Consider the following 25887-nt stretch of genomic DNA (forward strand, 5'->3'; position numbering starts at 1 on the left):
CGGTGGCCCAGGCTGTCTCGTGCCAGTCTGGGCCCGTGTCGTGAACATTTGTGCTTCTGGAGGGTGCCTGTTGTGCACCGAAGTGCACAACTCCCTTGTAGTCCCCGATTATGTTAGGACAGGAGCGGTCGGTCGAGTACCGTTCGAGGCTATGAAGAAACTTATCAACGCCACTGACAGCATCGTTACTGACAGTTTGCGCGGCATGGCCGCAGCCCACCCTGAGCAGCTTCGTGTCGACCTGGAGAACCGGGTGGTCCTGCGTCGGCACCCTAAGGAGGAGGGCAAGGTCGCTATCGTCTCCGGCGGAGGCAGCGGGCACGAGCCGCTTCACGGCGGTTTCGTCGGCCTTGGCATGCTTGACGCGGCCTGTGCGGGAGAGATCTTCACATCCCCGGTCCCTGACCAGATTGTCGCCGCTACCAGGCAGGTTGACCGGGGCGCAGGAGTCCTCCACCTCGTGAAGAACTACACCGGCGACGTCATGAACTTTGAGATGGCTGCCGAGATCGTCGACATGGAGTCTGGGATCAAGGTGGCCTCCGTGGTTACCAACGACGACGTCGCCGTGGAGGACTCCCTCTATACCGCCGGGCGCCGTGGGGTCGGTGTCACGGTGCTGGTGGAGAAGATCGCTGGCGCGGCGGCGGAGGAAGGCCGTGCGCTGGACGAGGTGGCTGACATCGCCTCCCGTGTCAACGCGGCAGGACGCTCCATGGGGATGGCGCTGACCTCGTGCACCGTACCGGCCAACGGTAAGCCCTCCTTCGACCTTCCTGAGGACGAGATGGAGATCGGTATCGGTATCCACGGTGAGCCGGGACGGCACCGGGAGAAGGTCGCCCCCGCATCCGAGATCGCCGAGCGCCTGGTCTCACCGGTGCTGGCTGAACTACCTGACGCCGCAGGACCTGACGAGGGAGTGATCGCCTTCGTCAACGGCATGGGTGGCTCGCCGCTGCTTGAGCTCTACCTCATGTACGGGGAGGTGGCCCAGCGCCTGGAGGACGCCGGTGTACGGGTTGCCCGAAGCCTGGTGGGCAACTACATCACCAGCCTTGACATGGCGGGCTGCTCACTGACGCTCCTGCGGGCCGACGCCGAGATGCTGCGTCTGTGGGACGCGCCCGTGTCCACCCCGGGCCTGAGGTGGGAAGCGTGAGCCAGCTCGGGGTCGCAGACCTGGAGGCCTGGGTACGGCGTTGCGCCGAGCTCGTGGGTGCCCGTGCCGAGGAGCTGACTGCCCTCGACGCGGCTATCGGAGACGCTGACCACGGTGCCAACATGCGGCGTGGTCTGACCGCTGTGGTCGAGGTGCTGGACACTGGGACGTTCAGCAGTGCTGATGCCCTGCTCAAGCGAGTAGGCATGACCCTGGTGTCCAAGGTGGGTGGTGCCTCCGGTCCTTTGTACGGCACCTTCTTCATGCGCATGGGGGCCTCCCAGCAGGACGTGCAGTCCCTGGACGCCTGTCGCCTGGCCGAGGCCGTCGAGGCCGGGGTCGCGGGTATCGTGGCGCGTGGCCGGGCGGCTGCGGGAGAGAAGACGATGCTGGACGCCTGGTACCCGGCGCTGGAGGCTCTGCGGGAGCACCCGGAGGACCTTGGTACTGCTGTCTGCGCTGCCGCGCAGGCGGCGGAGCGGGGCCGTGACGCCACGGAGTCGATGGTGGCCACCAAGGGGCGGGCCTCCTACCTGGCAGAGCGCTCGGTCGGCCATATCGACCCCGGGGCGGCCTCGACGGCCCTGATCCTCCAGGCGCTGGCGGAGACAGTGGCAACAGTGGCAGACGGGGGCGACTCGTCCTCACAGGGGTCGACGGCCTCCCGTACCGGGGTCGTCCCGGAGGCCGCGACCACGACCCGCGCTCCCGGTGGGGCCTCGGGGCCGGGCACGTCGGTGGCGGCCAGCGAGCAGGACTCCGCTACTCCGCACACCTCCACCGGGGCCGGGCCGGGGCCGACCGGGTCCGACACGGCTGCGCAGCAGGGAGCGCGGGTGGGGATCGTGCTGGTCTCGCATTCACAGGTGCTGGCCCAAGACACGTTGAACCTGGCACGTCAGCTGGTCTCCTCCGTTGAGACTGAGGTGGCGGTCGCTGCCGGGCTGTCAGACGGTGGCCTCGGGACGGACTCGGCTGCAGTGGCTGCTGCGGTGGAGCGAGTCGCTGCCGTCAGCAGCGGGGTCCTTGTCCTCGTTGACCTGGGCAGCGCCGTGATGAGTGCAGACTCCGCCCTCGAGCTGGTGGCGCCTGAGGTGGCGGCTCGTACGCGGATCTCCTCCGCCCCGTTCCTGGAAGGCACGATCGGCGCCTACGCCGCGGCAGGGATAGGCCGCGACCTGGACTCTGTGACCGCCGAGGCGGAGTCTGCGGCGATAAGCAAGGCGACCCAGGTGAGTCAGCTCGACAGGCGGTAGCGTGCCCGCCTTTCTGGTGGGAGCATGAGGAGCGGTAGGGATCTGCGCAGCGGCGCGTGGACCCGTACCGCTCCTCAGCGTCTGGGGTGGTCTGGAGACCGGTGATGGCACCATGATGCTGGCCGCTACCAGGGTGGCTGGTAGCAAGGGCGTAGGGACTAATTCATAGATTAAGGAAGGCTCGGGAACTGGGCCGACTCGCTCCTGCCTGCCGCCCGCGTCGGCTGGCAGGATCCTGTTTTGCGACGGGGCCCGAGCGTTCTGCTGCCAGTCTCCCAGAGCGCGGGGCGCTGAGTGGGCACACGGGCTGGCCCGGTGCCCGGATAGGTACAGTGCTTCTCGATATGTCCGGGGGCGCACCGCTGTGCGGCTCGCGGGGCGGCGGGCTCCGAGGCAGTAGATGACTGCTGAGCTCTGTTTGGCGCGGCTCCGCCAGGACCAGGGACTCCTCCAGGGTGGGACCGTGTACCTTCCTGCGTGCCCACGACTGAGGAGCGGCTACTGCCAGGTCTCAAGATCACTGTTTTGAAATACCGTTGTCAAATCCTGGTGCTCCCGCGGCGTGGCGGGTAGTGTCAACCTATGGATGCATCCAAGAACGGTTACGGCACCATTGTCACCAGTATGTTGTGCTGCGTGCCCGGCTCCCTCCGGCTGTGCGGGGACGCTGCTCCGGGGGGCCTGCACTCCTACGGGTCCTGCGGCCAGATCAGGGGGTGGGCGGCATGAGCGGAAGTGCTCTTGAGATCAAGGACCTGGAGGCCTGGATCCGGCGTGCCGCCGAACTCGTCTCCCTCAACGCCGAGGCGCTGACCGAGCTGGACGCCGCGATTGGCGATGCTGACCACGGCATCAATGTAAAGCGAGGTCTCCAGTCGGCGGTCTCTGTCCTGGAGTCTGGAGACTTCTCTGGCGTTGACGCCTTGCTGAAACGGGTTGGCATGACGCTGGTCTCGACCGTGGGCGGTGCCTCCGGCCCTCTGTACGGCACCTTCTTCATGCGGATGGGAGCGGCTCAGACGGGGCAGCGGGTGCTGGATGCCCACTCCCTGGCCGACGCGGTCGAGGCCGGGATCGGGGGGATTGTCGAGCGTGGCCGGGCCACCATCGGGGACAAGACGATGCTGGACGCCTGGTACCCGGCGCTGGCGGCGCTGCGGGCCAACCCGGAGAACCTGGTGACTGCCGCCTCTTCGGCGGCGCAGGCTGCCGCCAGGGGTCGTGACGCCACGGAGGCCATGGTGGCCAGGCGCGGGCGAGCCTCGTACCTGGGAGAGCGTTCGGTCGGCCACATCGATCCTGGTGCTGCATCGACGACTCTTATCCTCCAGGCGCTGTCAGAGGTGATCGAGGGCCGTGAGCGGGCGGAGGGCCTGCACGTGGACAGCGGGACGTCCTCCGGCAACGGTCGCTCGGGCGCCAAGGTTGGGCTGGTCCTGGTCTCGCACTCGTGGGCTCTGGCTGAGGCCGCCCTCGACTTGGTGACCCAGCTGGTCGGCCCAGTGGAGGTGCCTGTGGAGATCGCTGCAGGCCTGCCCCAGGGGAAGCTCGGTAACGACACCGCCGCGGTGGCCGAGGCGATCGAGAAGGCGGCAGGCCCGGAGGGGGACCGCGACGTTCTCATCCTGACTGACCTGGGGAGCGCCGTCATGAGCGCGGAGACCGCTCTGGAGTTGATCCCCCAGCACATCGCGGCCCGTACTCGGCTGTCCACGGCGGCGTTTGTCGAGGGGCTGATTGCTGCGTACACGGCTGTGGGAGTCGGACGCGGGCTGAAGGATGTCGCGGCGGAGGCCGAGGCAGCCGTGGTGACCAAGAGCTCGCGACCGGGTGCTGTGGTCTAGGACGTGCCGCTGCGGTAGGGTTCTAGGGCGCGCAGGGCAGACGGCCCAGGCTGTTCCTCGGTGAGCCTGGTGATGGGTCACGCCGTTGGGTCTGCGCGTCTTCGGGCGGTCACGGTGGCAGCCCGGCGGTCGTGGAGGCGGCGTCATGATCAACGGAGAGCTGATTGACCTGGAGGCTGGGGAGTACCAGGCCCGTGTCGCTACGTCGGGTGCCACCCTAGTGCACCTGCGTTGCTCCGGGCGGGACCTGGTGGTCCCCTTTGACGCTGAGGCCAGTCTTGCCGGTGCCTGGCAGGGCAAGATCCTGCTGCCCTGGCCCAACCGGGTGACGGGTTCGCGCTACGTCTACGGTGGCCAGGAGCACCTCCTGGCCTGCAACGAGCCGCAGACGGGCTCTGCGCTGCACGGCCTAGCGGGGTGGAGCGACTTCCAGGTGGTCGGGCTGGCCGAGGCTGAGGTGGTCCTGGCCCTGCTCCTGCCTGCCTCCTACGGCTACCCGTGGAGCCTGGACGTCAGGGTGAGGTTCGCCCTGGACGCCACAGCAGGTCTTGAGGTGGGGGTCACGACGACCAACCTGGGCGCGGCCCTGTCGGCAGACGGGGCGCCTGGAGCGCCGCAGGACGCGGGGCTGCCTGCGCCCGCCCCCTACGGGGTCTCCTACCACCCCTACCTCACGCGTTCTGTTCCCCTGGACGACTGCGTGCTCACTGTCCCGGCTACGAGAGTCCTTGACGTCGATCCTGGCACGCTGGCTCCCGCAGGTGAGCGGGGGGTCGAGGGCAGCTGCTGGGACTGGCGTGAGGGGCGGCTGGTCGGGCGGGTCTCGACTGACAACGCCTATACGGGGCTGCCTGGCCGCTGGCAGGTGAGTCTGCGCGGTGGGGAGTCGGGCAGAGCGGTGGTGATGGAGGCAGCCACCGCCTGGCTCCAGGCCTACACCGGTGAGAATCTGGGGCGGCGCGGTGTCGCCGTCGAGCCCATGACCTGCCCGCCCAACGCCTTCAACACCGGCCGGGACCTGGTCACCCTGGCGGTAGGGGAGTCCCACCATTTCAGCTGGGTGCTGCGTGAGGAGGTCTGAGGCTTCCGCATCGGTCCGGCCTGGCGGCGGTCAGGCGCGGTTGGCGAAGTGCTCTAGAAGGGCGGCGTCCCCGCCGACCACAAGGATGTCGTCAGCGGAGACCAGCGTGTCCGAGGCAGCGTACTCAAAGGGCTCCCCGGGACTCATGAGGCCGAAGACCGTCACCCCGTAGCGGGAGTGGATCCTGGACTGGCCGATGGTGAAGCCGTGGAGCTCGGCGGGTGGGCGCATCTTGACGATGGTGAAGCCCCCCTTCTCCATCTCGATGTAGTCGAGCATACGCCCGGACACCAGGTGGGCGGCGCGCTGGCCGGCGTCGAACTCAGGGTAGATCACGTGCTGGGCACCGATACGGCGCAGGATGCGTCCGTGGGCACGGGAGATGGCCTTGGCCCAGATCCGTGGAGTCTCCAGGTCCACGAGGTTTCCGGTGATGAGGACGCTGGCCTCCAGGGAGGTGGCGACGCCGACGACGGCGGTGCCGAACTCGGTGGCACCAAGCTGCTCCAGCGCCTCGACGTCGGTGGCGTCGGCCTCCACCAGGGGAAAGCGTCCCGTCCACTGGCGTACGATGGCCGGGTTGGCCTCCACGGCCAGGACCTCCCTGCCCAGACGGTCCAGGGTCGCGGCCACGGCGGAGCCGAAGCGCCCCAGCCCGATGACGAGGGTGGAGTCGTTGTAGGTGGTGCGGTCAGGCATGGGGTCCTCACAGCGCGGTGCAGGGGGTGTCAGGTAGCCGTGTGCTGGCACGGGCGTGCCCAGCATGCCTCACGGTGCCGGTCCGCGCGAGTTCCGCAGCTGTCTACGTGCCCTGTAGGGTGCGCTGCCTGCACTTGTGCTCAGCCGATGAGCGGCAGCGCCTCCGGCATGCGGATCACTCGGCGCCGCTGCCGTAGCGCCAGAGCGGACACGGCTGTGATCGTCCCGACGCGTCCCACGAACATCAGGACGACCATGACGTACTTGGCACTTGAGGGCAGCAGCGGCGTGATTCCCGTGGACAGGCCGACCGTGGCGAAGGCAGAGATGACCTCGAACAGGACCCGGTCCAGGCTCAGGTGGGTGATCTGGATGAGCAGAAGGGTGGCTGTCCCCACGATGCTGGCCCCGACGAAGGCCACGGCCACGCTCAGCCGTACTGTCGAGGGGCTGATCCTGCGTCCGAAGGCCTCGATGTCCTGGTCTCCGCGGGCCTCGGCAACGATCGCCAGCACCAGCACGGCCAGTGTGGTCACCTTGATGCCCCCCGCCGTCGATGCGAAGCCTCCACCCACGAACATGAGCGCGTCCTGGAGGAACCAGGTCGCCTCTCCCATGTGCTCGGTGTCGATCGTGGACAGGCCCGAGGAACGGGCGTTGACGCCGTTGATGAGTGCGGACAGGATTTTTCCACCGGTAGGGAGTGCCCCGTAGGTGTCCGGGTTGCCCCACTCGAAGGCGGCGATCGCGACGGAGGACACGACGGTCAGCACCCCGTAGGTGGTCAGCGTCAGCTTGGTGTGCAGGCTCCAGGCCCGCGGTCGGCGCCGGTTGCGCAGGATGTCCAGGATAACTGGGAAGCCGATCGCCCCCATGGCGGTTCCCAGGACGATCGGCATCCCCATCCACCAGTCGCTGGCGTAGGGCGCTAGGCCCTCCGGGAGGATGACGAAGCCGGCGTTGTTGAAGATGGACATCGCCATGAACAGCGCGTACCACAGGGACTGGCCTGGACTGGTTCCCTGTGACAGGAAACGAGGCAGCATCACGGCCGCCAGCACCAGCTCGCAGCTGACGGCGGTGAACAGGGCCGCCCTCAGCAGCGCGACTACGTCTCCCAGACGTGACTTGGTCTCCGAGGCGGCCAGGATTCGCTGTGTCAGCCCCAGGTGGCGTGAGACCATGAGGGACATCAGCGAGGTCAGGGTCATGATGCCCAGCCCTCCAACAGCGGCTCCCAGGATGATGACGGTCTGGCCGAAGAGTGACCAGTAGGTGGCTGTCTCGACGGTTGTCAGCCCGGTGACGCACACTGCTGAGGTGGCGGTGAACAGGGCGTCCACTAAGGGGGCACCCTGCCCGCTGGCTGTGGACAGGGGAAGGCTCAGCAGCACGGTGACAGCCGCGATGATGGTGGCGAAGACTGCGATGGCCAGCCGTGCCGGGTAGAACGTGGCGGTACGCCGGATGGGGTAGAGCAGCCCCGTGCGCTGGAGCAGCCCGCGCAGCCCAGGGGTCTCAGTCTGCGGGACGGCGGGGACGATGCTGCGGGAACGTCGTGCCCGGGACCGGGCAGCGGTATGGGTGGCATGGGTGGCATGGTCGTGGCGTCCCGCCTGGCTGACGGTGCCTGCGCGCGGGGGGCGCCAGCCGGAGCGGTGGGGCGTGCGGCCCGGGGCTGCTGCGGACGGCGGTCCTGCGGACTGCGAGCCGTGTGTGTGAGGCACGGTGCCATTGTGCCTCCTCTCCCGGTCTCTGCTGATGTGCCGCCCTGCTGCGGGAGGGCGGAGGAGAGGCGGGTGGTGTGAGATGCGACGCGTGGTGCGTTTGTGTGCGCACAGGACTGTGCGTCAGGTGTTACAGGGGTTATATTGGGCCTGTTCCTGCCCCCTGTGGGCCACTTGCGACGATGGGACCTGAAGTACCGATGGCACCGGGCCTGCCCACACCTTCATCCAGCGCCTCGCGCGCCCCCTCATTCCTGACCGTGGCTGAGGTTGCCTCTATGCTGCGCGTGTCCAAGATGACCGTCTACCGCATGGTGCACTCTGGCGACCTGCCTGCGATGCAGGTCGGCCGGTCCTTCCGTGTTCCCGAGCGTGCTGTCCAGGAGTACCTGGCCGCAGGGCTGGGTGACTGGGGCCACGACGTATCGGAGGCCTCGGGCTCGTAGGACCCGCTAGAATCGGCCGGTCACCTGGCGCGGTCGGCGCGTAGCCTCATGCGCTGGCCGACTGCTCTTCCCACGGCTACTGCTGTCGGCTTTGTGCCGACTCTGGTCGGTCATGGGTGCCTACCACATGGACTGCGAGGAGATCTCATGGGATCGGTCATCAAGAAGCGTCGCAAGCGCATGGCAAAGAAGAAGCACCGCAAGCTGCTGCGCAGGACGCGTCACCAGCGTCGCAACAAGAAGTGAGCACCCGCGCTCCTCGTCCTGCTCCCGGGCACTTCTCCGCTTCCGACGGGTCTCCACGTTCTGAGCCGGGCAGGCTGGTCGGCGGCGCCTGCGGCTCTGCCTCCGGTTCTCGGCTGCCAGCAGCCGTCGAGGCGCTGGCACGCCCCCTTGGCGCCGCGGTACCCGTGAGCATGGCTGACCTGACCACCCTGCGCGTGGGCGGTCCGCTGGGTACCTACGTGGAGGCAACTACCGAGGCCGAGCTGGTTGACGCGGTGCAAGGCGCTGACGCGCAGGGCGCACCGCTTCTGGTCGTGGGTGGAGGGTCGAACATCCTGGTCTCGGACGCTGGCTTTGACGGTGTTGTCGTTCGTGACGCCCGGCAGGAGATCGTCCTCACGTCCCGGGACCACGGGGAGGACGAGGTCACGGCAACGGCGGGAACCACCTGGGACGACCTGGTCAGGCAGGCTGTGGCCTCTGGCTGGTACGGCTTCGCCCCTCTGTCTGGTATCCCCGGTACCGTCGGGGCGGCTCCGGTGCAGAACATCGGCGCCTATGGTGCCGAGGTCGCCGACCTGCTGACCTGTGTGCGCGTGTGGGACCGCCTGGAGGGTCGCGTGGAGATCCGCACGCTGGCAAGCCTGCGTCTTGCCTACCGGGACTCTGACCTCAAGCGCTCCCTGACTGACGAGGACGTCGGCGGAGGGCGCACCTGGGGGCCTACAGGACGCTGGGTGGTGCTCAGCGTCACTCTCCTGGCCCGGCACGCCGACCTGGAGGCTCCCGTGGCCTACGGTCAGCTGGCGACGGCGCTGGGGGTGGCTCTGGGGGCTCGAGCCCCCGCTCGGGAGGTGCGCGAGGCGGTCCTGGGGCTGCGCAGGTCCAAGGGGATGGTCCTGGACCGTAGTGATCACGACACCTGGTCGGCTGGCTCGTTCTTTACCAATCCCGTGCTGACTCGGCAGGAGGCGCGTGCACTGCCTGACGAGGCTCCCCGCTACCCTGCTGTCACGGACCGGCTCGGGGGCGAGGCAGGACCGGGGACAGGGCACACGGGACAGGCGCGGCGTGCCGCGCGTAGCGGGGATCAGGCCTGCCTGGTCAAGACCAGTGCCGCCTGGCTCATTGAGCACGCGGGGTTCTCCAAGGGGTTTGCCCTGACACAGGACGCTCCCGCCCGCCTGTCCACCAGGCACGTCCTGGCCCTGACCAACAGGGGAGGGGCCAGGGCGCAGGACCTGGTGGCCCTGCGCGACGCCGTGGTGTCCGGGGTCAGGCAGCGCTTCGGTGTGACCCTGGTTCCCGAGCCGGTCCACGTCGGCTTCTGAGCCCGGTAGGAGTAGGAGGGGGCTCGGGCCTGACCCCGGTGACAGGGTAGGGGTCGCGCGGGCAGGAGGCTCACGCAGCTGCCTGCGGACTCGGCTCGGCCGCGAGCCAGTCGTCCACCTGTGCCAGCCAGGTGCGCTTGGAGGTCGGCGAGGCCAGGGAGGCGCGGATGGAGCCTCGTGCCAGCTCTGCCAGGGTCACGTCGTCGCACCCCAGGTCCCGTGCGATCTGGTACTGGTCTGTCAGCCGCGACTGAAACAGCAGGGGGTCGTCCGCGCCCAGCGCCACCTGCGCCCCATGCTGCAGCAGTGTCTGCAGGGGGACGTCAGCGCGCTGACGGTAGACGCCCAGGCTCACGTTCGACGCCGGGCATACCTCCAGGCTGGTCCCATCCCGGACGAGCTGGTCCAGGAGGCGGGCGTCCTCGCTGGCGCGCACCCCGTGGCCCAGGCGGGTCGGTCGCAGGGAGGAGACGACGGCCCGCACGTGCTCGGGGCCAAGCAGCTCTCCGCCGTGAGGCAGCGACGCCAGCCCACCACGCCGGGCGATGTCGAAGGCCGGAGCCCACGACGAGGTGCTTCCGGCACGCTCGTCATTGGACAGGCCGAAGCCGACGACGCTGCCTGGCTGGTCCCCGGCGTAGCGCACCGCCAGCCGTGCCAGGGTACGTGCGTCCAGCGGGTGGCGGACCCGTGAGGCAGCCACGACGACAGCGACCTCGACCCCGGTCAGGACGGTGGCCTGGCGGGCCGCGTCCAGGACTACCTCCAGGGCGGGGGTGATACCACCGACGAAGGGCGCGTAGCTGGTGGGGTCCACCTGGATCTCCAGGCGGCGTGAGCCCTCCGACGCGTCGTCGATAGCGGCCTCCAGGACGATACGGCGCATGACCTCCTCACTGTCTACCAGTGCCCGGGCCGTGTCGTAGGCCCGCTGGAACCGGAACCAACCGCGACGGTCGGCCGGGACGCGCAGGGGGTCGCCCTCAAGGAAGCTGGCGGGTAGGCGGGAGCGGGTGCTGGAGGCGAGCTCGGTCAAGGTGTCCAGACGCATCGCTCCGGTGAAGTGCAGGTGCAGGTGCGCCTTGGGCAGGGTGGCAAGGTCGCGCATGGCGGAATTGTTTCACGGGCGCGTACCAGACCCTGGTGGGGCACACTGGGTCCATGAACCACCCGGGCAGCTCTCGTGAGCCGGAGGATGTCGCCCTTCTCACAGGGTCCGGGGCCTCGGCGGTGCTTTCAGCGGCCCTGGCCTCAGAAGGTCGTGGACTGGCGAGCTGGGAGGTCCACTCGGTCCACCACCGTCCCGGTGCAGGGGTGTCGGTGGGCTACACCGCGCTCGTCGTGTCTGCGGACGGGCGCTCCACCACCGAGTACCTGTGCGCGACGACGGCCCGGCTGTCGCACCCGCACGCACCGGGCCTGACTCGGGTGGCGCCCGCGGGCGGCAACGGTCCCGTGGTGCACGTGTGGTGCCACCCAGCCGATCCCGAGCTGCCTGGCCTGGTGGTTGCCTGTACCCCGGCCCTGCTGTCGGCTCGTCTGGGGACCCGGCTCGAGGCCGCCATGGTCGCCTACCGGCCGACACGTCGTGCCGTGGTAAGGACGACCTTCTCCGATGGCGCCACGGCCTACGTCAAGGTCCTGCGTCCCAGCCAGTCTCCTGGTCTAGCCCAGCGGCACCGCATGCTCACCACGGTTGGCGTACCCGCTCCGGAGGTGCTGCGGGAGGACGCTGACGGGTTGGTGGTGCTGTCCGCGGGACGGGGTACGGCGCTGTCCGGCCTGCTGTCACGGGGCATGGACGAAGGCCAGGCGGAGAGGGTCTTCCGCAGTCTTGTCGCCCTCCTGGACTCTCTGCCGCAGACGGCTCTGCGCCTGCCGGCCCACCCCGCGTGGTCGGAGCGTGCCCGCCACTATGCCCACGCAGCGGCTACCGTCCTTCCCGAGGAGGCCGCCAGGGCACGTGCCGTGGCCGAGGGGGTGGAACAGGTCATGAGGACCTGTGACATCGGGCCTGTGCTCCCTGTCCACGGCGACTTCTACGAGGCCAACATCCTCATGGACGGTGAGCGAGTTGCCAGCCTGCTGGACGTGGACTCCCTGGGGCCGGGTCACCGGGTGGACGACCTGGCCTGCCTGCTGGGGCACGTCAGCGTCCTCGATCACCTGGCACCGTCCTCCTACCCCCGGCTGGGTCCTGTCCTGCGGACCTGGACGCGCCTGGCGGAGCAGCTCGTGGACCCTGTTGCCCTGCGGGCACGCTGCGCCGGAGTCGTGCTGTCGCTGGTGGCTGGAGCCAGACGTGAGGACGGCGGACCGTGGCGTGCCGACGCCGAGGGAAGGCTTGCGCGGGCAGAGGCCTGGCTGGCCCAGAGCCGGGAGGCTCAGGCACGTCGCGCTCCTCACTGACTCTGTTGTCTCCCCGGTCACCTCGCCGTCGTGATTCTGGGCCTAGTCTTCGGCCTGCGCCCGGTGCCCCGCCGGGCTGAAGGAGAGACAGCCCGTGACGCCCCAGACCGTGACCGCCCTTGTTCCTGCGACCGTTGCCAGCGGCCCGGTCGAGGACGTCCTGACCGCCGTCAACGGCTTCATCTGGGGACCCTGGTTCCTTGTCCCCCTCCTGCTGGGGACCGGTGTCTTCCTGACGATCCGCCTGCGGGGCCTACAGGTCCGCACGCTGGCTGCGGCCCTGCGCTTCGCGCTGCTGGAGCGCGAGGACGGCGAGAAGGGGACTGCGGAGGGAGACATCTCCCACTACCAGGCGCTCACGACGGCACTGGCGGCCACGGTGGGGGTGGGCAACGTCATCGGAGTAGCCACCGCGATCCACCTGGGCGGACCCGGTGCCCTGTTCTGGATGTGGGTCACGGCGCTGTTCGGCATGGCCTCGAAGTACTCCGAGGCCTTTCTCGCGGTGCGCTTCCGGACCACGGATGCCCACGGCAGACAGTCCGGCGGTCCCCAGTACTACCTGCAGCAGGCTGTGCAGGGTCGCACGGGCAGGATCCTGTCCGTGTGCTTCGCGCTCGCGACCATCCTGGCCTCCTTCGGGATCGGCTCAACCACCCAGTCCAATGCCGTAGCCGCCCAGCTGTCGCACTCCTTCGGCTGGGACCCGGCCCTGGTGGGCATCCTCCTGGCGGTCGGTGTGGGTGCGGTCCTGCTGGGAGGCATTGACGCGATCGGTACGGTGACGGCCGCCTTCGTCCCGATGATGATCGTGTTCTATGCAGCAGGCTGCGTCTACGTCCTTGTGGCGCGCCTGGGCGAGGTTCCTCACGCCCTGGGGCTGGTGCTCCAGGGGGCCTTCACTGGTTCCGGTGCCGCCGGTGGCTTCCTGGGGTCCACGGTTATCATGGCGCTCCAGTACGGCGTGGCGCGGGGGATCTTCTCCAACGAGTCCGGCATGGGCTCGGCGGCTATCGCCGCAGCTGCTGCCCGGACCAGGCACCCGGCGCGTCAGGGCCTGGTCTCCATGACCCAGACTTTTATCGACACGATCATCGTGGTCAGCTGTACCGGTCTGGTCATCCTGACCACGGACAGCTGGATGGGCAGCGACCCTGACACGATGACGGCGCAGGCCTTTACCCGCGGCCTGCCCGGCGACTGGGGGCACTACATCGTCTCCGTGGCGCTGGTCTTCCTCGCCTCCTCCACGATCCTGGGCTGGGCGTACTACGCGGAGCGCTGTGTGGTGAGGCTGGTGGGCGTCCACGGGGTCCTGCCCTTCCGCCTGGTGTTCACGGTCGCGGTGTTCCTCGGCTCGGTGACCCGCCTGAAGGTGGCCTGGACCTTTGCTGACATTGCCAACGGGCTCATGGCGGTCCCCAATCTTGTCGGCCTGCTGCTGCTCTCCGGGCTCGTGGCGCGAGAGACCCGGGCCTACCTGGTCCAGGACCCTCACCTGCGCCGTCCCGGCGACGAGTTCTCCTCGGTCCCTGAGACGGCCCCGTCCACCCGGTCCTTGGGCACCTAGCCCGGGCAGCCAGCGGCGGCCGTGAGGCCGTCGCGCTCCTGGGGGCAGCCACGGTGCGGGGCAGGGCAGTCCCACAGGCAGGGCTAGTCCACCTCTGCCAGCAGGGACTGGATACGGCCCACGCCCTCGACCAGGTCCTCGTCCCCCAGGGCGTAGGACAGGCGCAGGAACCCGGAGGGGCCGAAGGCCTCGCCGGGGACCACGGCCACCTCGGCGTGCTCCAGCACGAGCTCGGCGAGTGTGGCCGAGGAGTCGATCACCGTGCCTCGCAGGCTGCGCCCGACAAGCTTCTCCATGCTCGGGTAGGCGTAGAAGGCTCCCCGGGGGACGGGGACCGTCAGGCCCTCGACGGCTGACAGCATCTCCACCATGGTGCGACGGCGCCGGTCGAAGGCGGTGCGCATCTCCTCCACCGCCGACAGGTCTGCGCTCACGGCAGCCAAGGCTGCTCTCTGGGAGACGTTAGCAACGTTGCTGGACAGGTGGGACTGGAAGTTCGTGGCTGCGCTGACGACGTCGGAGGGGCCGCTCATCCAGCCCACGCGCCACCCGGTCATGGCGTAGGTCTTGGCCACGCCGTTGAGCACGATGGTCTGGTCGGCCAGATCGGGGACCAGCGAGACTACGTGGGCGGGTCGGGCGTCGTCGTAGAGCAGGTGCTCGTAGATCTCGTCGGTCACGACCCACAGGCCGTGCTTCAGCGCCCACTGCCCGATCGTGCTCAGCTCGGCGGGGGTGTAGACCGAGCCGGTGGGGTTGGAGGGCGAGCACAGTAGGAGAGCCTTGGTGCGTGCGCTCAGCGCGGCGTCGAGTTGGTCAGTCGTGACCTTGTAGTCCTGGGCGGCTCCGGCGAAGACCTCGACCGTCGTGCCTCCTGCCAGGGCCACCACCTCGGGGTATGTGGTCCAGTACGGTGCCGGCAGGAGCACCTCGTCACCAGGGTCGATGATCGCGGCAAAGGCCTGGAAGACAGCCTGTTTGCCGCCGTTGGTGACCAGGATGTCGTCGGGGGAGACCGTGTAGCCGCAGTCGCGCAGGATCTTGGAGGCGATCGCCTCGCGCAGGGCCGGCAGCCCCTTGGCGGGAGAGTACTTGTGGCAGGAGGGGTCCTTGGCGGCGGCCACGGCCGCCTCGACGATGTAGTCGGGGGTGGCGAAGTCGGGCTCGCCCGCGCCGAAGCCGATGACGGGACGGCCAGCGGCCTTGAGGGCCTTGGCCCGGGCGTCGACGGCGAGGGTGGCTGAGGGGGTGATCGCGGCCAGACGTGAGGAGACGCGGGAGGCGGGTGCTGGTGTCATGCTTCTTATGCTCCCACAGTGCTCCTACAGGGGTGGACCGCTGGTTCGGGGTACCCCCGGAGCGCGCACGGGGACGTGTCGCAACCCACCACTGACAGACCGCGCTTTCCTGTCCACGCTGTGGCAGACTTGATCCTCGCTGAAGGGCAGTGGCGCAATTGGTAGCGCACCGGTCTCCAAAACCGGCGGTTGTGGGTTCGAGTCCCGCCTGCCCTGCTGAGAACGGCGGATCGGTCGGGAGATCCCGTCGGGTTTCGTCTTCTCTCCCGGCATCCCGGGCTACTGACCAGACCGTTGACCCTGAGGACCGACGACATGAGCGAGAGCGCTAGCGGCGCGGCGAGCAAGCAGCGTGGAAAGAGACGGGGCGTCCTCGCCCGTGTCGTCCTGTTCACTCGCCAAGTTGTCGCTGAGCTGCGCAAGGTGGTCTGGCCGACCCGCAGTGAGCTGGGAACCTACTTCGTCGTCGTGGTCTTCTTTATTCTCGCTATCATGCTGTTCACCGGCGTGCTCGACCTGGCCTTCAACCGGGCGGTGACCTGGCTCTTCACCTGACCAGGTACCGGGGCGTGCCTACGAGACCATCCGAGACAACCGACATTGCCAGGGCACTGCCCTGTAATCCCTTCTCGCGCCACCGGAAAGCAGGTACACCATGTCTGAGGACTTCCCCGTGCAGCCACTGCCCGAGCAGGCTGACGAGCAGGGTGAGGAGGCTGTCAGCGAGGAGACTGGTGCAGCGGGTGCCGACGTGGCTGGCGGTCCTGGGCACTCCGAGTCTGAGGGGCAGGGGGAGGCGGAGGCTCCTGCCGACCCGGTGGAGGAGTTCCGCAGGCAGATGTCGTCCCTGCCCGGCGAGTGGTACGTCCTCCACACCTACTCCGGGTACGAGCGCAGAGTGGCTGCTGACATCATGGCCCGTGCGGAGAGCTTCGACCTGGAGGACTACGTCTTCGACACCACCGTCCCCATGGAGACCGTGATCGAGATCAAGAACGGGAACAAGAAGAAGGAGGTCACGCGGGTTCGCCTGCCCGGGTATGTCTTTGTGCGCATGGACCTCTACGATCCCGAGACCTCTGACCAGGTGTGGCGCACTATCAAGGACACCCCGGCTGTAACCGGGTTCGTGGGTGACCGCTACAACCCGGTGCCCCTGACCTTTGAGGAGGCTGTCTCTCAGCTGGGCCCCACGCCCGAGGAGATCGCCGCCAAGGAGGCGGCACGGCCTGCGGCCGAGTCTGGGACCGGCTCCCAGATCACCTCCGACGGCAAGGTCTTCGAGGTCGGCTTCGAGCCGGGAGAGTCCGTTATCGTCACCGACGGCCCCTTCGAGTCCTTGCCGGCCACGATCTCCGAGATCCACCCCGAGACCCAGAAGCTCCAGGTGCTTATCTCCCTGTTCGGCCGGGACACTCCCGCCGAGCTCTCCTTCAGTCAGGTCGCCAAGATCTGACCCCTCACCCGTTCCGGTGCCGAGCCGGAACGTGGCGGGAGCCTCATATCACAGGGTGCACGCCTGTGATATGAGGCATCACGCGTCCTGACTGCTCCTGCGGGGGCTACGATGGGCGCCTGTGCGCGTTACGCGCCGACGTGCTGCACGGCAGGTGTGCAGCGTCTCCGGACAAGAAGGACCACGATACATGCCTCCTAAGAAGAAGGTCACTGGGCTCATCAAGCTCCAGATCCAGGCTGGCCAGGCAAATCCTGCCCCGCCGATCGGCCCAGCCCTGGGTGCCCAGGGCGTCAACATCATGGAGTTCTGCAAGGCGTACAACGCTGCGACCGAGTCGCAGCGCGGCAACGTCATCCCCGTGGAGATCACCGTCTACGAGGATCGCTCCTTCACCTTCGTCACCAAGACGCCCCCGGCTGCCGAGATGATCAAGAAGGCTGCCGGTGTGGCCAAGGGCTCCGCCACCCCGCACTCAGCCAAGGCCGGCTCTATCACAGCTGCCCAGGTGCGCGAGATCGCCGAGACCAAGATGCCCGACCTCAACGCCGACGACGTCGAGGCCGCCTACAAGATCATTGCCGGGACAGCCCGCTCCATGGGCGTCACGGTCGAGGCCTGAGCCTGGACCGCACACCGCCCGCTACGGTGTCGGCACCTGTGTGACAAAGACTAAGAACCATCTGTGGAAGGGCTGTGCGCGGCCCGTGCACCACGACTGCTAAGGAGAAGCAGATGACCAGGAAGCGCAGCAAGGCCTACCGTGCCGCCGCTGAGAAGATCCAGTCCGGAGTCCTCTACACCCCGGCCGAGGCCGTCCACCTTGCGAAGGCCACCACGGTGACCCGTTTTGACGCCACCGTGGAGGTCGCCTTCCGTCTTGGCGTGGACCCCCGCAAGGCGGACCAGATGGTCCGAGGTACCGTGTCCCTGCCGCACGGTACCGGTAAGACGGCGCGGGTTGTCGTCTTCGCCCAGGGCGACCGCGCCCAGCAGGCCCTCGACGCCGGTGCCGATGAGGTCGGTGGCGACGACCTCATCGAGAAGGTGTCCGGGGGCTACACGGACTTCGATGCCGCCGTGGCCACGCCAGACCTCATGGGTAAGGTCGGGCGCCTGGGCCGGGTCCTGGGGCCTCGTGGCCTCATGCCTAACCCCAGGACTGGGACGGTGACCATGGACGTGGCCAAGGCCGTCACCGACATCAAGGGTGGACGCATCGAGTTCCGTGTCGACCGTGCCGCCAACCTCCACCTCGTCATCGGCAAGACCCAGTTCACCGAGGAGCAGCTGCTGGAGAATTTCGCCGCTGCCTTGGAGGAGGTCCAGCGTCTCAAGCCCTCCGCCTCCAAGGGCCGCTACATCCTCAAGGTGGCGATGACGACCACGATGGGACCGGGGATCCCCCTAGACGTCTCCCGGCTCTGAGGCGGTCTCGGCTGTTAGGCCAGGCCCCGACCAGGTTCGCCGGGGCCTGGCCGCCGTACCCGGCTACCGGCTGAGGAAGGACGCCACCGCGGCGTGGACTCTCTCCTGCCCGGGGCCGAGCCAGAACAGGTGGGTGGGTGTGTCCAGCTCAACCAGGGCCGCTCCTGGGATGCGGGCGGCAAGATCCCACGCGTGGGTGATGCTGACGGCCCCGTCCGTGCGTGACCCCGTCACGAGGGCGGGGCACGGGACCCGCCCCAACAGCTGGCGCCGGTATTCCGTGCGGGTGGCACGTCCCTGCCGCATGTCGAGCATGAAGCCCCGTCCCGATGACATTGAGGTGAACAGCTCCCGGGCGCGGTGCCGGTCCTTCTGTGACCATGAGTCCCACCACTGGTCTGCGGGACGGGTGGACAGGCTGGACACCATCAGCCGCAGCCCGGCGTCGGTGGAGACCAGGCGGGCCACCGCCGACCAGGTGAGTTCTTGCGTCACGGGGCTGAAGACCAGGGAGCCCGTGAGGATGGTGCCTAGGTCGTCCGGGTAGGGCCGGGAGGAGGGGGCGCTGGAGCTCAGGACGAGCCTGGGCACCAGCCCGGGGTGGCGTACGGCCAGCTCGATCGCCTGCAGCCCGCCAAGGGAGACTCCGACGGCGGCTGCCAGTTCTGGCACGCCCAGCTGCCGACAGCACGCGGCCACAGCGTCGCAGAACTCTGCTGCTGTCACGTCCCCGACCGCCGTGTGCCCGTACCCGGGGCGAGAGAAGGCGATGACGCCGTGCCCGGCCGTGGTATAGAGGCTCCACCCGCAGTCGCTGCGGGCCGTGCAGTGTCCGCCCGGGAAGAAGGCGACTGGCGGCTTCTCCCCGGGCAGGAGCAGCACCTCCACCGGGCCGAGGGCGGTCCGTAGGAGCACGGACTTCACTGCGCCTCCGTCTCACCTTCTCGCATAGCCGACGAGCGCCACGGTCAGGGCGGGCGGCCAGAGGAGAGCTGGGGCGTAGGCCGCTGCCAGGACGGCGACCTGGCCGCTGCTCATGCCAGCCGTCGGCGTCCACCCCTGGGCCAGTCCGAGCCACCGGCTCGCCAGGACCGCCGTGGTACCACCAATGACCACGTACAGGACCACGTTGCCTGTCCCACCGACAACCAGGGGAAGCAGGCGTGGCAGTGCCCGCCCGCCGACTCCTGGCACCCAGCGTGGTACCTGTTCCCCCCACCGGGAGCACAGTCCCAGCGACAGTGCGGCGGAGCCGACCTGTGCGAGCTCAAGACCCAGGACATAGGCGGTTCCGGTAGTGCTACCGCGGTAGGAGGCGGTCTGGGAGAATCCCGTCTCCACCCCACTGAGCATGGCCAACCGCCAGGCCGCCGACGGCAGGGCCGAGCAGAAGGCCGCCCAGCAGGCGGCAGTGGCCCACCGCTGGGGAGGGTGATTCTCGGTCGCGGGTGACAAGAGGGGGCGCATGGTTCGCATGTTAGCGGCCGATGCTGGTGGCCTGGGGCTTGCTGCCCGCCCCGGGGACCCGCTCATGATGACCGCCCCGGGGCGCGCGGCTCCCGGGCGACCACATCCGCGAAAACACCGAATCCTCACAGAACGACTGGCATGTCAGTCATCTGTCATCTATGAGGAATCGGTACATCTCGGTGTCTGCGGACTTGTCGCCGAACCCGGTCACGCAAGGGTCAGGATCCAGGCCAGCCACCCGCCCGTGGCCAGGTAGGGGCCCAGGGCGAGGTGGTCTCTGCGGTCCACGCGGCGGGTGACGATGAGGAGACCGGCGGCCACTCCACCCAGGAGGAAGCCTAGGACGAGCCCGGTCACCGCCGCAGCCGCACTGAGCTGCCCAAGCCAGCCTCCCAGGACGGCGCCCAGCTTGACGTCGCCCAGGCCCAGCCCGGAGGGCAGCACTGCCATGACCAGGAGGACGCCACTGGCGCCGACCGCGCACAGGAGGGCACGGGCCGCAGGCCACACGGCATCGGCGGGTGCGGTCCCGCAGGCCAGGATCCGCGCGAGGGCTGTCAGCGCGGCTGCTCCCACCAGCCAGGTACCAGTGGCACCCAGGAGGCGGTTGGGCAGGCGGTGGCACACGGCGTCGACACTGCAGGCTGAGGCCAGGAGCGTGACGACGGGCAGGGCCAGGAGCGTCTGGGTCGGGGCGTGCGCCTGCAGTCCCCAGCCGAGGAATGCTGCGACCAGGCACACGGACAGCACCGCCTGGGGGAGGGGAGCCAGCAGCCAGCGGGCTCGTACGTGCGGCGGTGACAGGGGAGAGCTGGTCTCCGCAGCACCGTTGCTCCCGGGGGGCTGTACCGGTGTCCTTTCGACGGTGTCCCCGGTGTCCCCGGCGTCCCCGGCGGAGTCGACGGGGGCCTCCTCGAGCGCCTCCAGGCGGCTGAGGTAGCCCTGGGCGTAGGTGCAGGCCGGTCCTGCGGACACTGCTACGGCAGCCACGGCGGTGGCCAGCACCAGGACAGTTCCGGGAGATATCACGTGCCCTACGTTCTCACGGGAAGAGGGCTATCGGTGAACCCGCTGGCTCACGTGCAGTTAGCGGAGGTTCCCGTTCCCGGTGACCTGGCTGGTGACGTGACCAGGTGCACGGCGCCGGGGCTTGCGCAACAGCCGGGACCCGTGTCTACCCTTGACTCTGCCAGAGACCGCAGGTCCCCGTGCGAGCGGGGCCAAGTCCGCCCGGGCGGAGCCAGCGCAGGCGAGAGCGAGAACTGATGGCTGTTCAGGCCTGGAGGTCCCGCGCCCGTCGGCGTGGGACCTTTTGTGCTGGGTGGGACCCTGCGGCAGACCACGGAAGGAGGGCCCATGGCACGGCCTGACAAGGAGGCAGCGGTCGCAGCGCTGGCGGACAAGTTCCGCGAGTCTGACGCCGTCCTGCTGACTGAGTACCGGGGACTGAGCGTCGCCCAGCTCAGGGAGCTTCGTCGTTCCCTGGGCGGTAACGCCGAGTACGCCGTGGTGAAGAACACGCTTGCAGCGATCGCCGCTCGTCAGGCTGGCCTGGAGGCCTTTGCCGACGAGCTGACCGGCCCCTCGGCCCTGACCTTTGTCTCGGGGGAACCGGTCGAGGCTGCCAAGGCTCTGCGTGACTTCGCCCAGGACAACAAGCAGCTCGTCATCAAGGGCGGCGTCATGGACGGCGCCCCACTGTCCGCCGACGGCGTCGAGAAGCTGGCGTCCCTCGAGTCCCGTGAGGTGCTCCTCGCTAAGGCTGCGGGCGCTGTCAAGGCGTCCCTGTCCAAGGCTGCCTACCTCTTTGCCGCACCGGCCTCCGAGGCTGTGCGCACCGTTGACGCCCTGCGCGAGAAGCAGGAGACCGCGGCCTGAGCCGCCGCACGCGTCGTCCACCAAGCCCTGCACGCGCAGGAACCACACCAGGAAGGAACGTCTACCATGGCGAAGATGACCCCCGAGGAGCTCGTTGAGGCATTCAAGGAGCTGACCCTCATTGAGCTGTCCGAGTTCGTCAAGGCCTTCGAGGAGACCTTCGACGTGACGGCCGCGGCCCCGGCTGCCGCTGTTGTGGCTGCGGCCCCGGGTGCTGCTGCCCCGGAGGCGGCCGAGGAGGAGAAGACCGAGTTCGACGTCATCCTTGAGGCTGCTGGCGACAAGAAGATCCAGGTCATCAAGGAGGTGCGCGCCCTGACCTCCCTCGGCCTGAAGGAGGCTAAGGAGCTGGTCGACTCTGCCCCCAAGGCTGTCCTTGAGGGCGCTAACAAGGAGGCCGCCGACAAGGCCAAGGAGCAGCTCGAGGGCGCTGGCGCCACCGTCACCCTCAAGTAAGGACTCCGCCAGGGCTCCTTCGTCGCGAGCCGCTGCCGGGACAGCCCCGGCCTCGCTGCCTGGGCCGTCTGGCACCGCTGTCAGGCCTGTCGGCCTGGAGCCGTCAAGGCTGAGGCAGGCGCCCAGAGGCGCTCGACAACCCGGGTCTCGCCCCCATAGCAGTTGGGGACGGGACCCGGGTTGCGTACCAGTGGCGCCGGTACGCGCTGCGTGACACCCTGGTGGAGGTGTGGGAGGAGACGGCGGGGCTGCGGCGAGGTGGGTGCCGTAGTATGCGTGATTGTGGCGGGAATCGCAAGAAGGTGGCTGAGCTGGCCGTAGATCCTCATGGGTCAGGCGTGTACGCTAGCGCTTTGCGTCCAATGTGTGTGCCCGCTTCGGTGGCGTCTCCGGGCCCAGGGTCCTCAGTGCTCTCGGGCTGCGGGGGGTCTCGCCTGCCCGCGCACCCACTGTACGCCGAGTGATCCCTGGACTGAGGGAAGGATCCCCTTTGGCTGCCTCGCGCACCTCTGCACCTACCGCCGCTGACATCGCTGCCCGAACCGCGTCGCGACGCATCAACTTCGCTAAGATTGCGGAGCCTATGCAGGCTCCGAACCTGCTTGCCATCCAGACCGAGAGCTTTGACTGGCTCGTCGGCAATGAGGCATGGCGTGAGCGGGTGACGGCCGCCAACCGAGAGCGGCCAGGATCTCTGCCGGAGACCTCCGGCCTGGAGGAGATCTTTGACGAGATCTCCCCGATCGAGGACTTCGGGGAGACGATGGCGCTGTCCTTCCACGACCACCGCTTCGAGGAGCCGAAGTACACCGCGGAGGAGTGCCAGGCCAAGGACCTCACCTACGCCGCCCCGCTGTACGTCGTGGCTGACTTCGAGAACTTCTCCACAGGGGAGATCAAGTCCCAGACCGTCTTTATGGGGGACTTCCCGCTCATGACGGACAAGGGGACCTTCATCGTCAACGGTTCCGAGCGCGTGGTGGTCTCCCAGCTGGTCCGCTCACCCGGGGTGTACTTCGAGCGCACCACGGAGAAGGCGACGGACAAGTTCGTCTATAACGCCAAGTTCATCCCCTCCCGCGGTGCCTGGCTGGAGTTTGAGGTGGACAAGTCCGACCGCGTCGCGGTGCGTGTCGACCGCAAGCGCAAGCAGGACGTCACCGTGTTCCTCCTGGCCCTGGGCATGGAGGAGGCGGAGATCCGCGAGGAGTTCAAGGACTATCCCGCGCTGACCTCGGTGCTGGACGAGGACCGCAAGGTCACCACCCAGGACGAGGCTCTCCTGGACATCTACAAGAAGATCCGCCCCGGCGAGCCGCCCAGCGTGGAGGCGGGACGCACCCTGCTGGAGAACTTCTACTTCAACGCCAAGCGCTACGACCTGGCCAAGGTGGGGCGCTACAAGATCAACAAGAAGCTGGGCCTGGCCGCGGACCTGACCGAGTCCGTGCTGCGCATCGAGGACGTCGTCGCCGCGATCAAGTACCTCCTGGCGCTGCACGCGGGTGAGGAGACGGTCGAGGGCGTGCGTGATGGTGAGATTACCCAGATCGCCGTGGAGTACGACGACATTGACCACCTGGGCAACCGGAGGATCCGGGCCGTGGGCGAGCTGATCCAGGCGCAGGTGCGTACCGGCATGAGCCGCATGGAGCGTCAGGTGCGTGAGCGCATGACCACCCAGGACGTGGAGGCCATCACTCCGAACACGCTCATCAACATCCGCCCGGTCACCGCGGCGATCAAGGAGTTCTTCGGGACCTCTCAGCTCAGTCAGTTCATGGACCAGAACAACCCGCTGGCCGGGCTGACCCACAAGCGGCGCCTGTCCGCCCTGGGTCCCGGCGGCCTGTCGCGCGAGCGCGCCTCCATGGAGGTCCGTGACGTCCACACGTCCCACTACGGGCGCATGTGTCCCATCGAGTCCCCCGAGGGGCCCAACATCGGCCTCATCGGCTCCCTGGCCACCTTCGGCCGCATCAACCCCTTCGGCTTCGTCGAGACTCCCTACCGTGTCGTGGTGGACGGCCAGGTCACTGACGAGGTTCACTACCTTACTGCTGACGACGAGGACCGCCACGTCATCGCCCAGGCCAACGTGGCGCTGACCGAGGACGGGCGCTTCGCCGAGGACCACGTCCTGTGCCGGGTCACCGGGGGCGAGCCCGCGCTACTGCCCTCCTCCCAGGTGGACCTGATGGACGTCTCGCCGCGCCAGATGGTCTCCGTGGGCACCTCGCTCATCCCCTTCCTGGAGCATGACGACGCCAACCGTGCCCTCATGGGCGCCAACATGCAGCGTCAGGCCGTGCCGCTCATCTGCCCTGACGCCCCCCTGGTGGGTACAGGGATGGAGCGCCGCACTGCCGTGGACGCCGGCGACGTCCTCGTGGCGGACAAGGCGGGCGTGGTGACCGAGGTGTGCGCGGACTTCGTGCGCGTGGACAACGACGACGCCACGCAGAGCGTCTACAAGGTCGCTAAGTTCCGCCGCTCCAACCAGGGCAACTGCTACAACCAGAGGGTGGTGGCTACCGAGGGGGAGCGGGTCGAGGTCGGCAGCGTCCTGGCGGACGGCCCCTCGACCTCTGAGGGGGACCTGGCCCTGGGGCAGAACCTCCTCGTGGCCTTCATGACCTGGGAGGGCCTCAACTACGAGGACGCGATCATCGTCTCCCAGCGCGTAGTCTCCGAGGACCTGCTCACCTCGATCCACATTGAGGAGCACGAGGTGGACGCCCGGGACACGAAACTGGGAGCCGAGGAGATCACTCGCGATATCCCCAATGTCTCTGAGGAGACCCTGGCTGACCTCGACGAGCGCGGCATCATCCGTATCGGGGCCGAGGTGCGCAGCGGTGACATCCTCGTAGGCAAGGTGACTCCTAAGGGGGAGACCGAGCTGACCAGCGAGGAGCGTCTCTTGCGGGCAATCTTTGGCGAGAAGGCCCGGGAGGTGCGTGACACCTCGCTGCGCGTGCCCCACGGCGAGTACGGGATCGTCACCGGCGTGCGTGAGATCGACGCGGCCTCTGAGGACGCGGAGCTGCCGGCCGGCGTCAACCGGATGGTCCGTGTCTACATCGCCCAGCGTCGCAAGATCACCGTGGGCGACAAGCTCTCCGGTCGTCACGGGAACAAGGGCGTCATCTCCAAGATCCTGCCTGTGGAGGACATGCCCTTCCTGGAGGACGGCACCCCCGTGGACGTCATCCTCAACCCCCTGGGCGTGCCCAGCCGGATGAACATCGGCCAGGTGCTCGAGCTGCACCTGGGATGGGTGGCCTCCCAGGGCTGGGACGCCTCCGCTGCCCGCGAGGCCGGGCAGGAGTGGGCGCTGCGTCTTCCGGACAACGGCGTCACCGCTGAGCCGCGCACGCCGGTGGCCACTCCGGTCTTCGACGGGGTGCGTGACGACGAGCTCATGGGGCTGCTGGACTCGACCCTGCCCAGTCCTGAGGGCATGGAGCTAGTGCGCCCCGACGGGAAGGCCCAGCTGTTCGACGGGCGCTCCGGTGAGCCCTTCCCCTACCCCGTGTCCGTGGGCTACATGTACATCCTCAAGCTCCACCACCTGGTGGACGACAAGATCCACGCCCGCTCCACGGGTCCGTACTCGATGATCACCCAGCAGCCGCTGGGCGGCAAGGCCCAGTTCGGTGGTCAGCGCTTTGGAGAGATGGAGGTGTGGGCGATGGAGGCCTACGGTGCTGCCCACGCACTGCAAGAGCTCCTGACGGTCAAGTCGGATGACGTCAACGGTCGTGTCAAGGTCTACGAGGCGATCGTCAAGGGTGATGACATCCCCGAGCCCGGTATCCCGGAGTCCTTCAAGGTCCTGATGAAGGAGATGCAGTCCCTGTGCCTGAACGTGGAGGCGCTGGACGCGGAAGGAAGCGCCATCGCCCTGGACGACACCGACGACGACGGGCAGCGGGCCAGCGAGGAGCTCGGCTTCGACCTGGCTCGGCGGCCAGGGGGAGTGACGGTCTCGACCGTGGACGAGATCTAGGCCGTCTGTGGGCCGTCACGGCCCCTTGGACTGAACCAGGGCTGGCGGGCGCACCGCGTGGCGCCCTGGCTGACCCACCGGGCACCCCTGGCCGCCGTGGAACAGCGGTAAGGGCCCGCCCCGACCACCTGAGAACCAC

General features: G+C 68.3%; 24 protein-coding genes, 1 tRNA gene and 1 pseudogene. 19 read left to right on the forward strand and 7 right to left on the reverse strand.

The window, feature by feature from the left end:
- Positions 1–151: 151 nt before the first annotated feature.
- From dhaK to D4740_RS11065, 6 genes and pseudogenes are all read left to right on the forward strand, one after another.
- A complete protein-coding gene (gene dhaK, locus D4740_RS11050; protein ID WP_119837006.1) occupies positions 152–1162 on the forward strand; it encodes a dihydroxyacetone kinase subunit DhaK in 1011 nt (336 codons plus the stop codon).
- Positions 1150–1779 (forward strand): annotated as a pseudogene (gene dhaL, locus D4740_RS13565) (dihydroxyacetone kinase subunit DhaL); the annotation flags it as partial. The gene dhaK and the pseudogene dhaL (D4740_RS13565), both read left to right, overlap by 13 nt.
- 228 nt (positions 1780–2007) lie before the next feature.
- On the forward strand, positions 2008–2418 hold the full coding sequence (gene dhaM / locus D4740_RS13570; RefSeq protein WP_259390822.1) for a dihydroxyacetone kinase phosphoryl donor subunit DhaM: 411 nt from the start codon (positions 2008–2010) through the stop codon (positions 2416–2418).
- Between the two features lie 582 nt (positions 2419–3000).
- Positions 3001–3147: a hypothetical protein gene (locus D4740_RS12945; protein ID WP_162933798.1), complete on the forward strand. Its 147-nt coding sequence runs from the start codon at positions 3001–3003 to the stop codon at positions 3145–3147.
- The gene (gene dhaL / locus D4740_RS13480; RefSeq protein ID WP_162933799.1) at positions 3144–4262 is read left to right on the forward strand and encodes a dihydroxyacetone kinase subunit DhaL; all 1119 of its coding nucleotides are present in this window, start codon (positions 3144–3146) and stop codon (positions 4260–4262) included. Before D4740_RS12945 ends, dhaL (D4740_RS13480) begins: the two co-directional genes overlap by 4 nt.
- Before the next feature lie 145 nt (positions 4263–4407).
- The gene (locus tag D4740_RS11065; protein WP_119837008.1) at positions 4408–5343 is read left to right on the forward strand and encodes an aldose epimerase; all 936 of its coding nucleotides are present in this window, start codon (positions 4408–4410) and stop codon (positions 5341–5343) included.
- A gap of 30 nt (positions 5344–5373) precedes the next feature.
- Here D4740_RS11065 and D4740_RS11070 read toward each other — a convergent pair whose 3' ends face one another.
- The gene (locus tag D4740_RS11070) at positions 5374–6042 is read right to left on the reverse strand and encodes a TrkA family potassium uptake protein (RefSeq protein ID WP_119837009.1); all 669 of its coding nucleotides are present in this window, start codon (positions 6040–6042) and stop codon (positions 5374–5376) included.
- Positions 6043–6182: 140 nt separating this feature from the next.
- Positions 6183–7769: a TrkH family potassium uptake protein gene (locus tag D4740_RS11075; RefSeq protein ID WP_119837010.1), complete on the reverse strand. Its 1587-nt coding sequence runs from the start codon at positions 7767–7769 to the stop codon at positions 6183–6185.
- Between the two features lie 200 nt (positions 7770–7969).
- Between D4740_RS11075 and D4740_RS11080 the strand changes: the two genes are divergently transcribed.
- From D4740_RS11080 to D4740_RS11090, 3 genes are all read left to right on the forward strand, one after another.
- Complete coding sequence (locus tag D4740_RS11080; protein WP_119837011.1) at positions 7970–8215, forward strand: helix-turn-helix domain-containing protein; 246 nt, start codon at positions 7970–7972, stop codon at positions 8213–8215.
- A 147-nt stretch (positions 8216–8362) separates the two neighbouring features.
- The gene (locus D4740_RS11085; protein WP_012085056.1) at positions 8363–8461 is read left to right on the forward strand and encodes a 30S ribosomal protein bS22; all 99 of its coding nucleotides are present in this window, start codon (positions 8363–8365) and stop codon (positions 8459–8461) included.
- Positions 8458–9771 (forward strand): UDP-N-acetylmuramate dehydrogenase, encoded by a 1314-nt coding sequence (locus D4740_RS11090; protein WP_259390813.1) that lies wholly within the window; start codon positions 8458–8460, stop codon positions 9769–9771. The genes D4740_RS11085 and D4740_RS11090 overlap by 4 nt, the downstream gene beginning before the upstream one ends.
- 70 nt (positions 9772–9841) lie before the next feature.
- On the opposite strand, the gene D4740_RS11095 is transcribed toward D4740_RS11090, so the two are convergent.
- Entirely contained in the window at positions 9842–10879 is a 1038-nt protein-coding gene (locus D4740_RS11095; protein ID WP_119837012.1) for an adenosine deaminase, read from the reverse strand.
- A 53-nt stretch (positions 10880–10932) separates the two neighbouring features.
- Here D4740_RS11095 and D4740_RS11100 point away from each other — a divergent pair, with 53 nt between their 5' ends.
- Both D4740_RS11100 and D4740_RS11105 read left to right on the forward strand, forming a co-directional pair.
- Positions 10933–12180 carry a phosphotransferase gene (locus tag D4740_RS11100; protein ID WP_119837013.1) on the forward strand — a complete coding sequence of 416 codons (1248 nt, stop codon included), beginning with the start codon at positions 10933–10935 and terminating at the stop codon, positions 12178–12180.
- A gap of 160 nt (positions 12181–12340) precedes the next feature.
- Entirely contained in the window at positions 12341–13750 is a 1410-nt protein-coding gene (locus tag D4740_RS11105) for an alanine/glycine:cation symporter family protein (protein ID WP_396027248.1), read from the forward strand.
- A gap of 83 nt (positions 13751–13833) precedes the next feature.
- Here D4740_RS11105 and D4740_RS11110 read toward each other — a convergent pair whose 3' ends face one another.
- Positions 13834–15048 carry a pyridoxal phosphate-dependent aminotransferase gene (locus D4740_RS11110; RefSeq protein ID WP_119837014.1) on the reverse strand — a complete coding sequence of 405 codons (1215 nt, stop codon included), beginning with the start codon at positions 15046–15048 and terminating at the stop codon, positions 13834–13836.
- A 143-nt stretch (positions 15049–15191) separates the two neighbouring features.
- Between D4740_RS11110 and D4740_RS11115 the strand changes: the two genes are divergently transcribed.
- The 5 genes from D4740_RS11115 (at position 15192) to rplA (ending at position 17932) form a co-directional block, all read left to right on the forward strand.
- A tRNA-Trp gene (locus D4740_RS11115) sits at positions 15192–15264 on the forward strand.
- Positions 15265–15363: 99 nt separating this feature from the next.
- Positions 15364–15603 carry a preprotein translocase subunit SecE gene (gene secE / locus D4740_RS11120; protein WP_119837015.1) on the forward strand — a complete coding sequence of 80 codons (240 nt, stop codon included), beginning with the start codon at positions 15364–15366 and terminating at the stop codon, positions 15601–15603.
- A gap of 100 nt (positions 15604–15703) precedes the next feature.
- The gene (nusG, locus tag D4740_RS11125) at positions 15704–16504 is read left to right on the forward strand and encodes a transcription termination/antitermination protein NusG (RefSeq protein ID WP_119837016.1); all 801 of its coding nucleotides are present in this window, start codon (positions 15704–15706) and stop codon (positions 16502–16504) included.
- Between the two features lie 190 nt (positions 16505–16694).
- Positions 16695–17126 carry a 50S ribosomal protein L11 gene (gene rplK, locus D4740_RS11130; RefSeq protein WP_119837017.1) on the forward strand — a complete coding sequence of 144 codons (432 nt, stop codon included), beginning with the start codon at positions 16695–16697 and terminating at the stop codon, positions 17124–17126.
- Between the two features lie 113 nt (positions 17127–17239).
- A complete protein-coding gene (gene rplA, locus D4740_RS11135; RefSeq protein WP_119837018.1) occupies positions 17240–17932 on the forward strand; it encodes a 50S ribosomal protein L1 in 693 nt (230 codons plus the stop codon).
- A gap of 63 nt (positions 17933–17995) precedes the next feature.
- Here the strand turns inward: rplA and D4740_RS11140 are convergent, their stop codons facing one another.
- The 3 genes from D4740_RS11140 to D4740_RS11150 all read right to left on the reverse strand — a co-directional run bounded on the left by D4740_RS11140 (position 17996) and on the right by D4740_RS11150 (position 20431).
- Entirely contained in the window at positions 17996–18856 is an 861-nt protein-coding gene (locus D4740_RS11140) for an alpha/beta fold hydrolase (protein WP_119837019.1), read from the reverse strand.
- Between the two features lie 12 nt (positions 18857–18868).
- A complete protein-coding gene (locus D4740_RS11145; protein ID WP_182911408.1) occupies positions 18869–19399 on the reverse strand; it encodes a hypothetical protein in 531 nt (176 codons plus the stop codon).
- A gap of 210 nt (positions 19400–19609) precedes the next feature.
- The gene (locus D4740_RS11150) at positions 19610–20431 is read right to left on the reverse strand and encodes an A24 family peptidase (protein WP_119837020.1); all 822 of its coding nucleotides are present in this window, start codon (positions 20429–20431) and stop codon (positions 19610–19612) included.
- 327 nt (positions 20432–20758) lie between these two features.
- On the opposite strand from D4740_RS11150, the gene rplJ reads away from it, so the two are divergent.
- The 3 genes from rplJ (at position 20759) to rpoB (ending at position 25748) form a co-directional block, all read left to right on the forward strand.
- On the forward strand, positions 20759–21280 hold the full coding sequence (rplJ, locus tag D4740_RS11155) for a 50S ribosomal protein L10 (RefSeq protein WP_119837021.1): 522 nt from the start codon (positions 20759–20761) through the stop codon (positions 21278–21280).
- Between the two features lie 66 nt (positions 21281–21346).
- Complete coding sequence (gene rplL / locus D4740_RS11160) at positions 21347–21736, forward strand: 50S ribosomal protein L7/L12 (RefSeq protein ID WP_119837022.1); 390 nt, start codon at positions 21347–21349, stop codon at positions 21734–21736.
- Between the two features lie 490 nt (positions 21737–22226).
- Complete coding sequence (gene rpoB, locus D4740_RS11165; RefSeq protein ID WP_119837023.1) at positions 22227–25748, forward strand: DNA-directed RNA polymerase subunit beta; 3522 nt, start codon at positions 22227–22229, stop codon at positions 25746–25748.
- The last annotated feature ends 139 nt before the right edge of the window (positions 25749–25887 follow it).

Source organism: Actinomyces sp. 2119, assembly GCF_003591215.1.
GTDB classification, from domain to species: Bacteria; Actinomycetota; Actinomycetes; order Actinomycetales; family Actinomycetaceae; genus Actinomyces; species Actinomyces lilanjuaniae.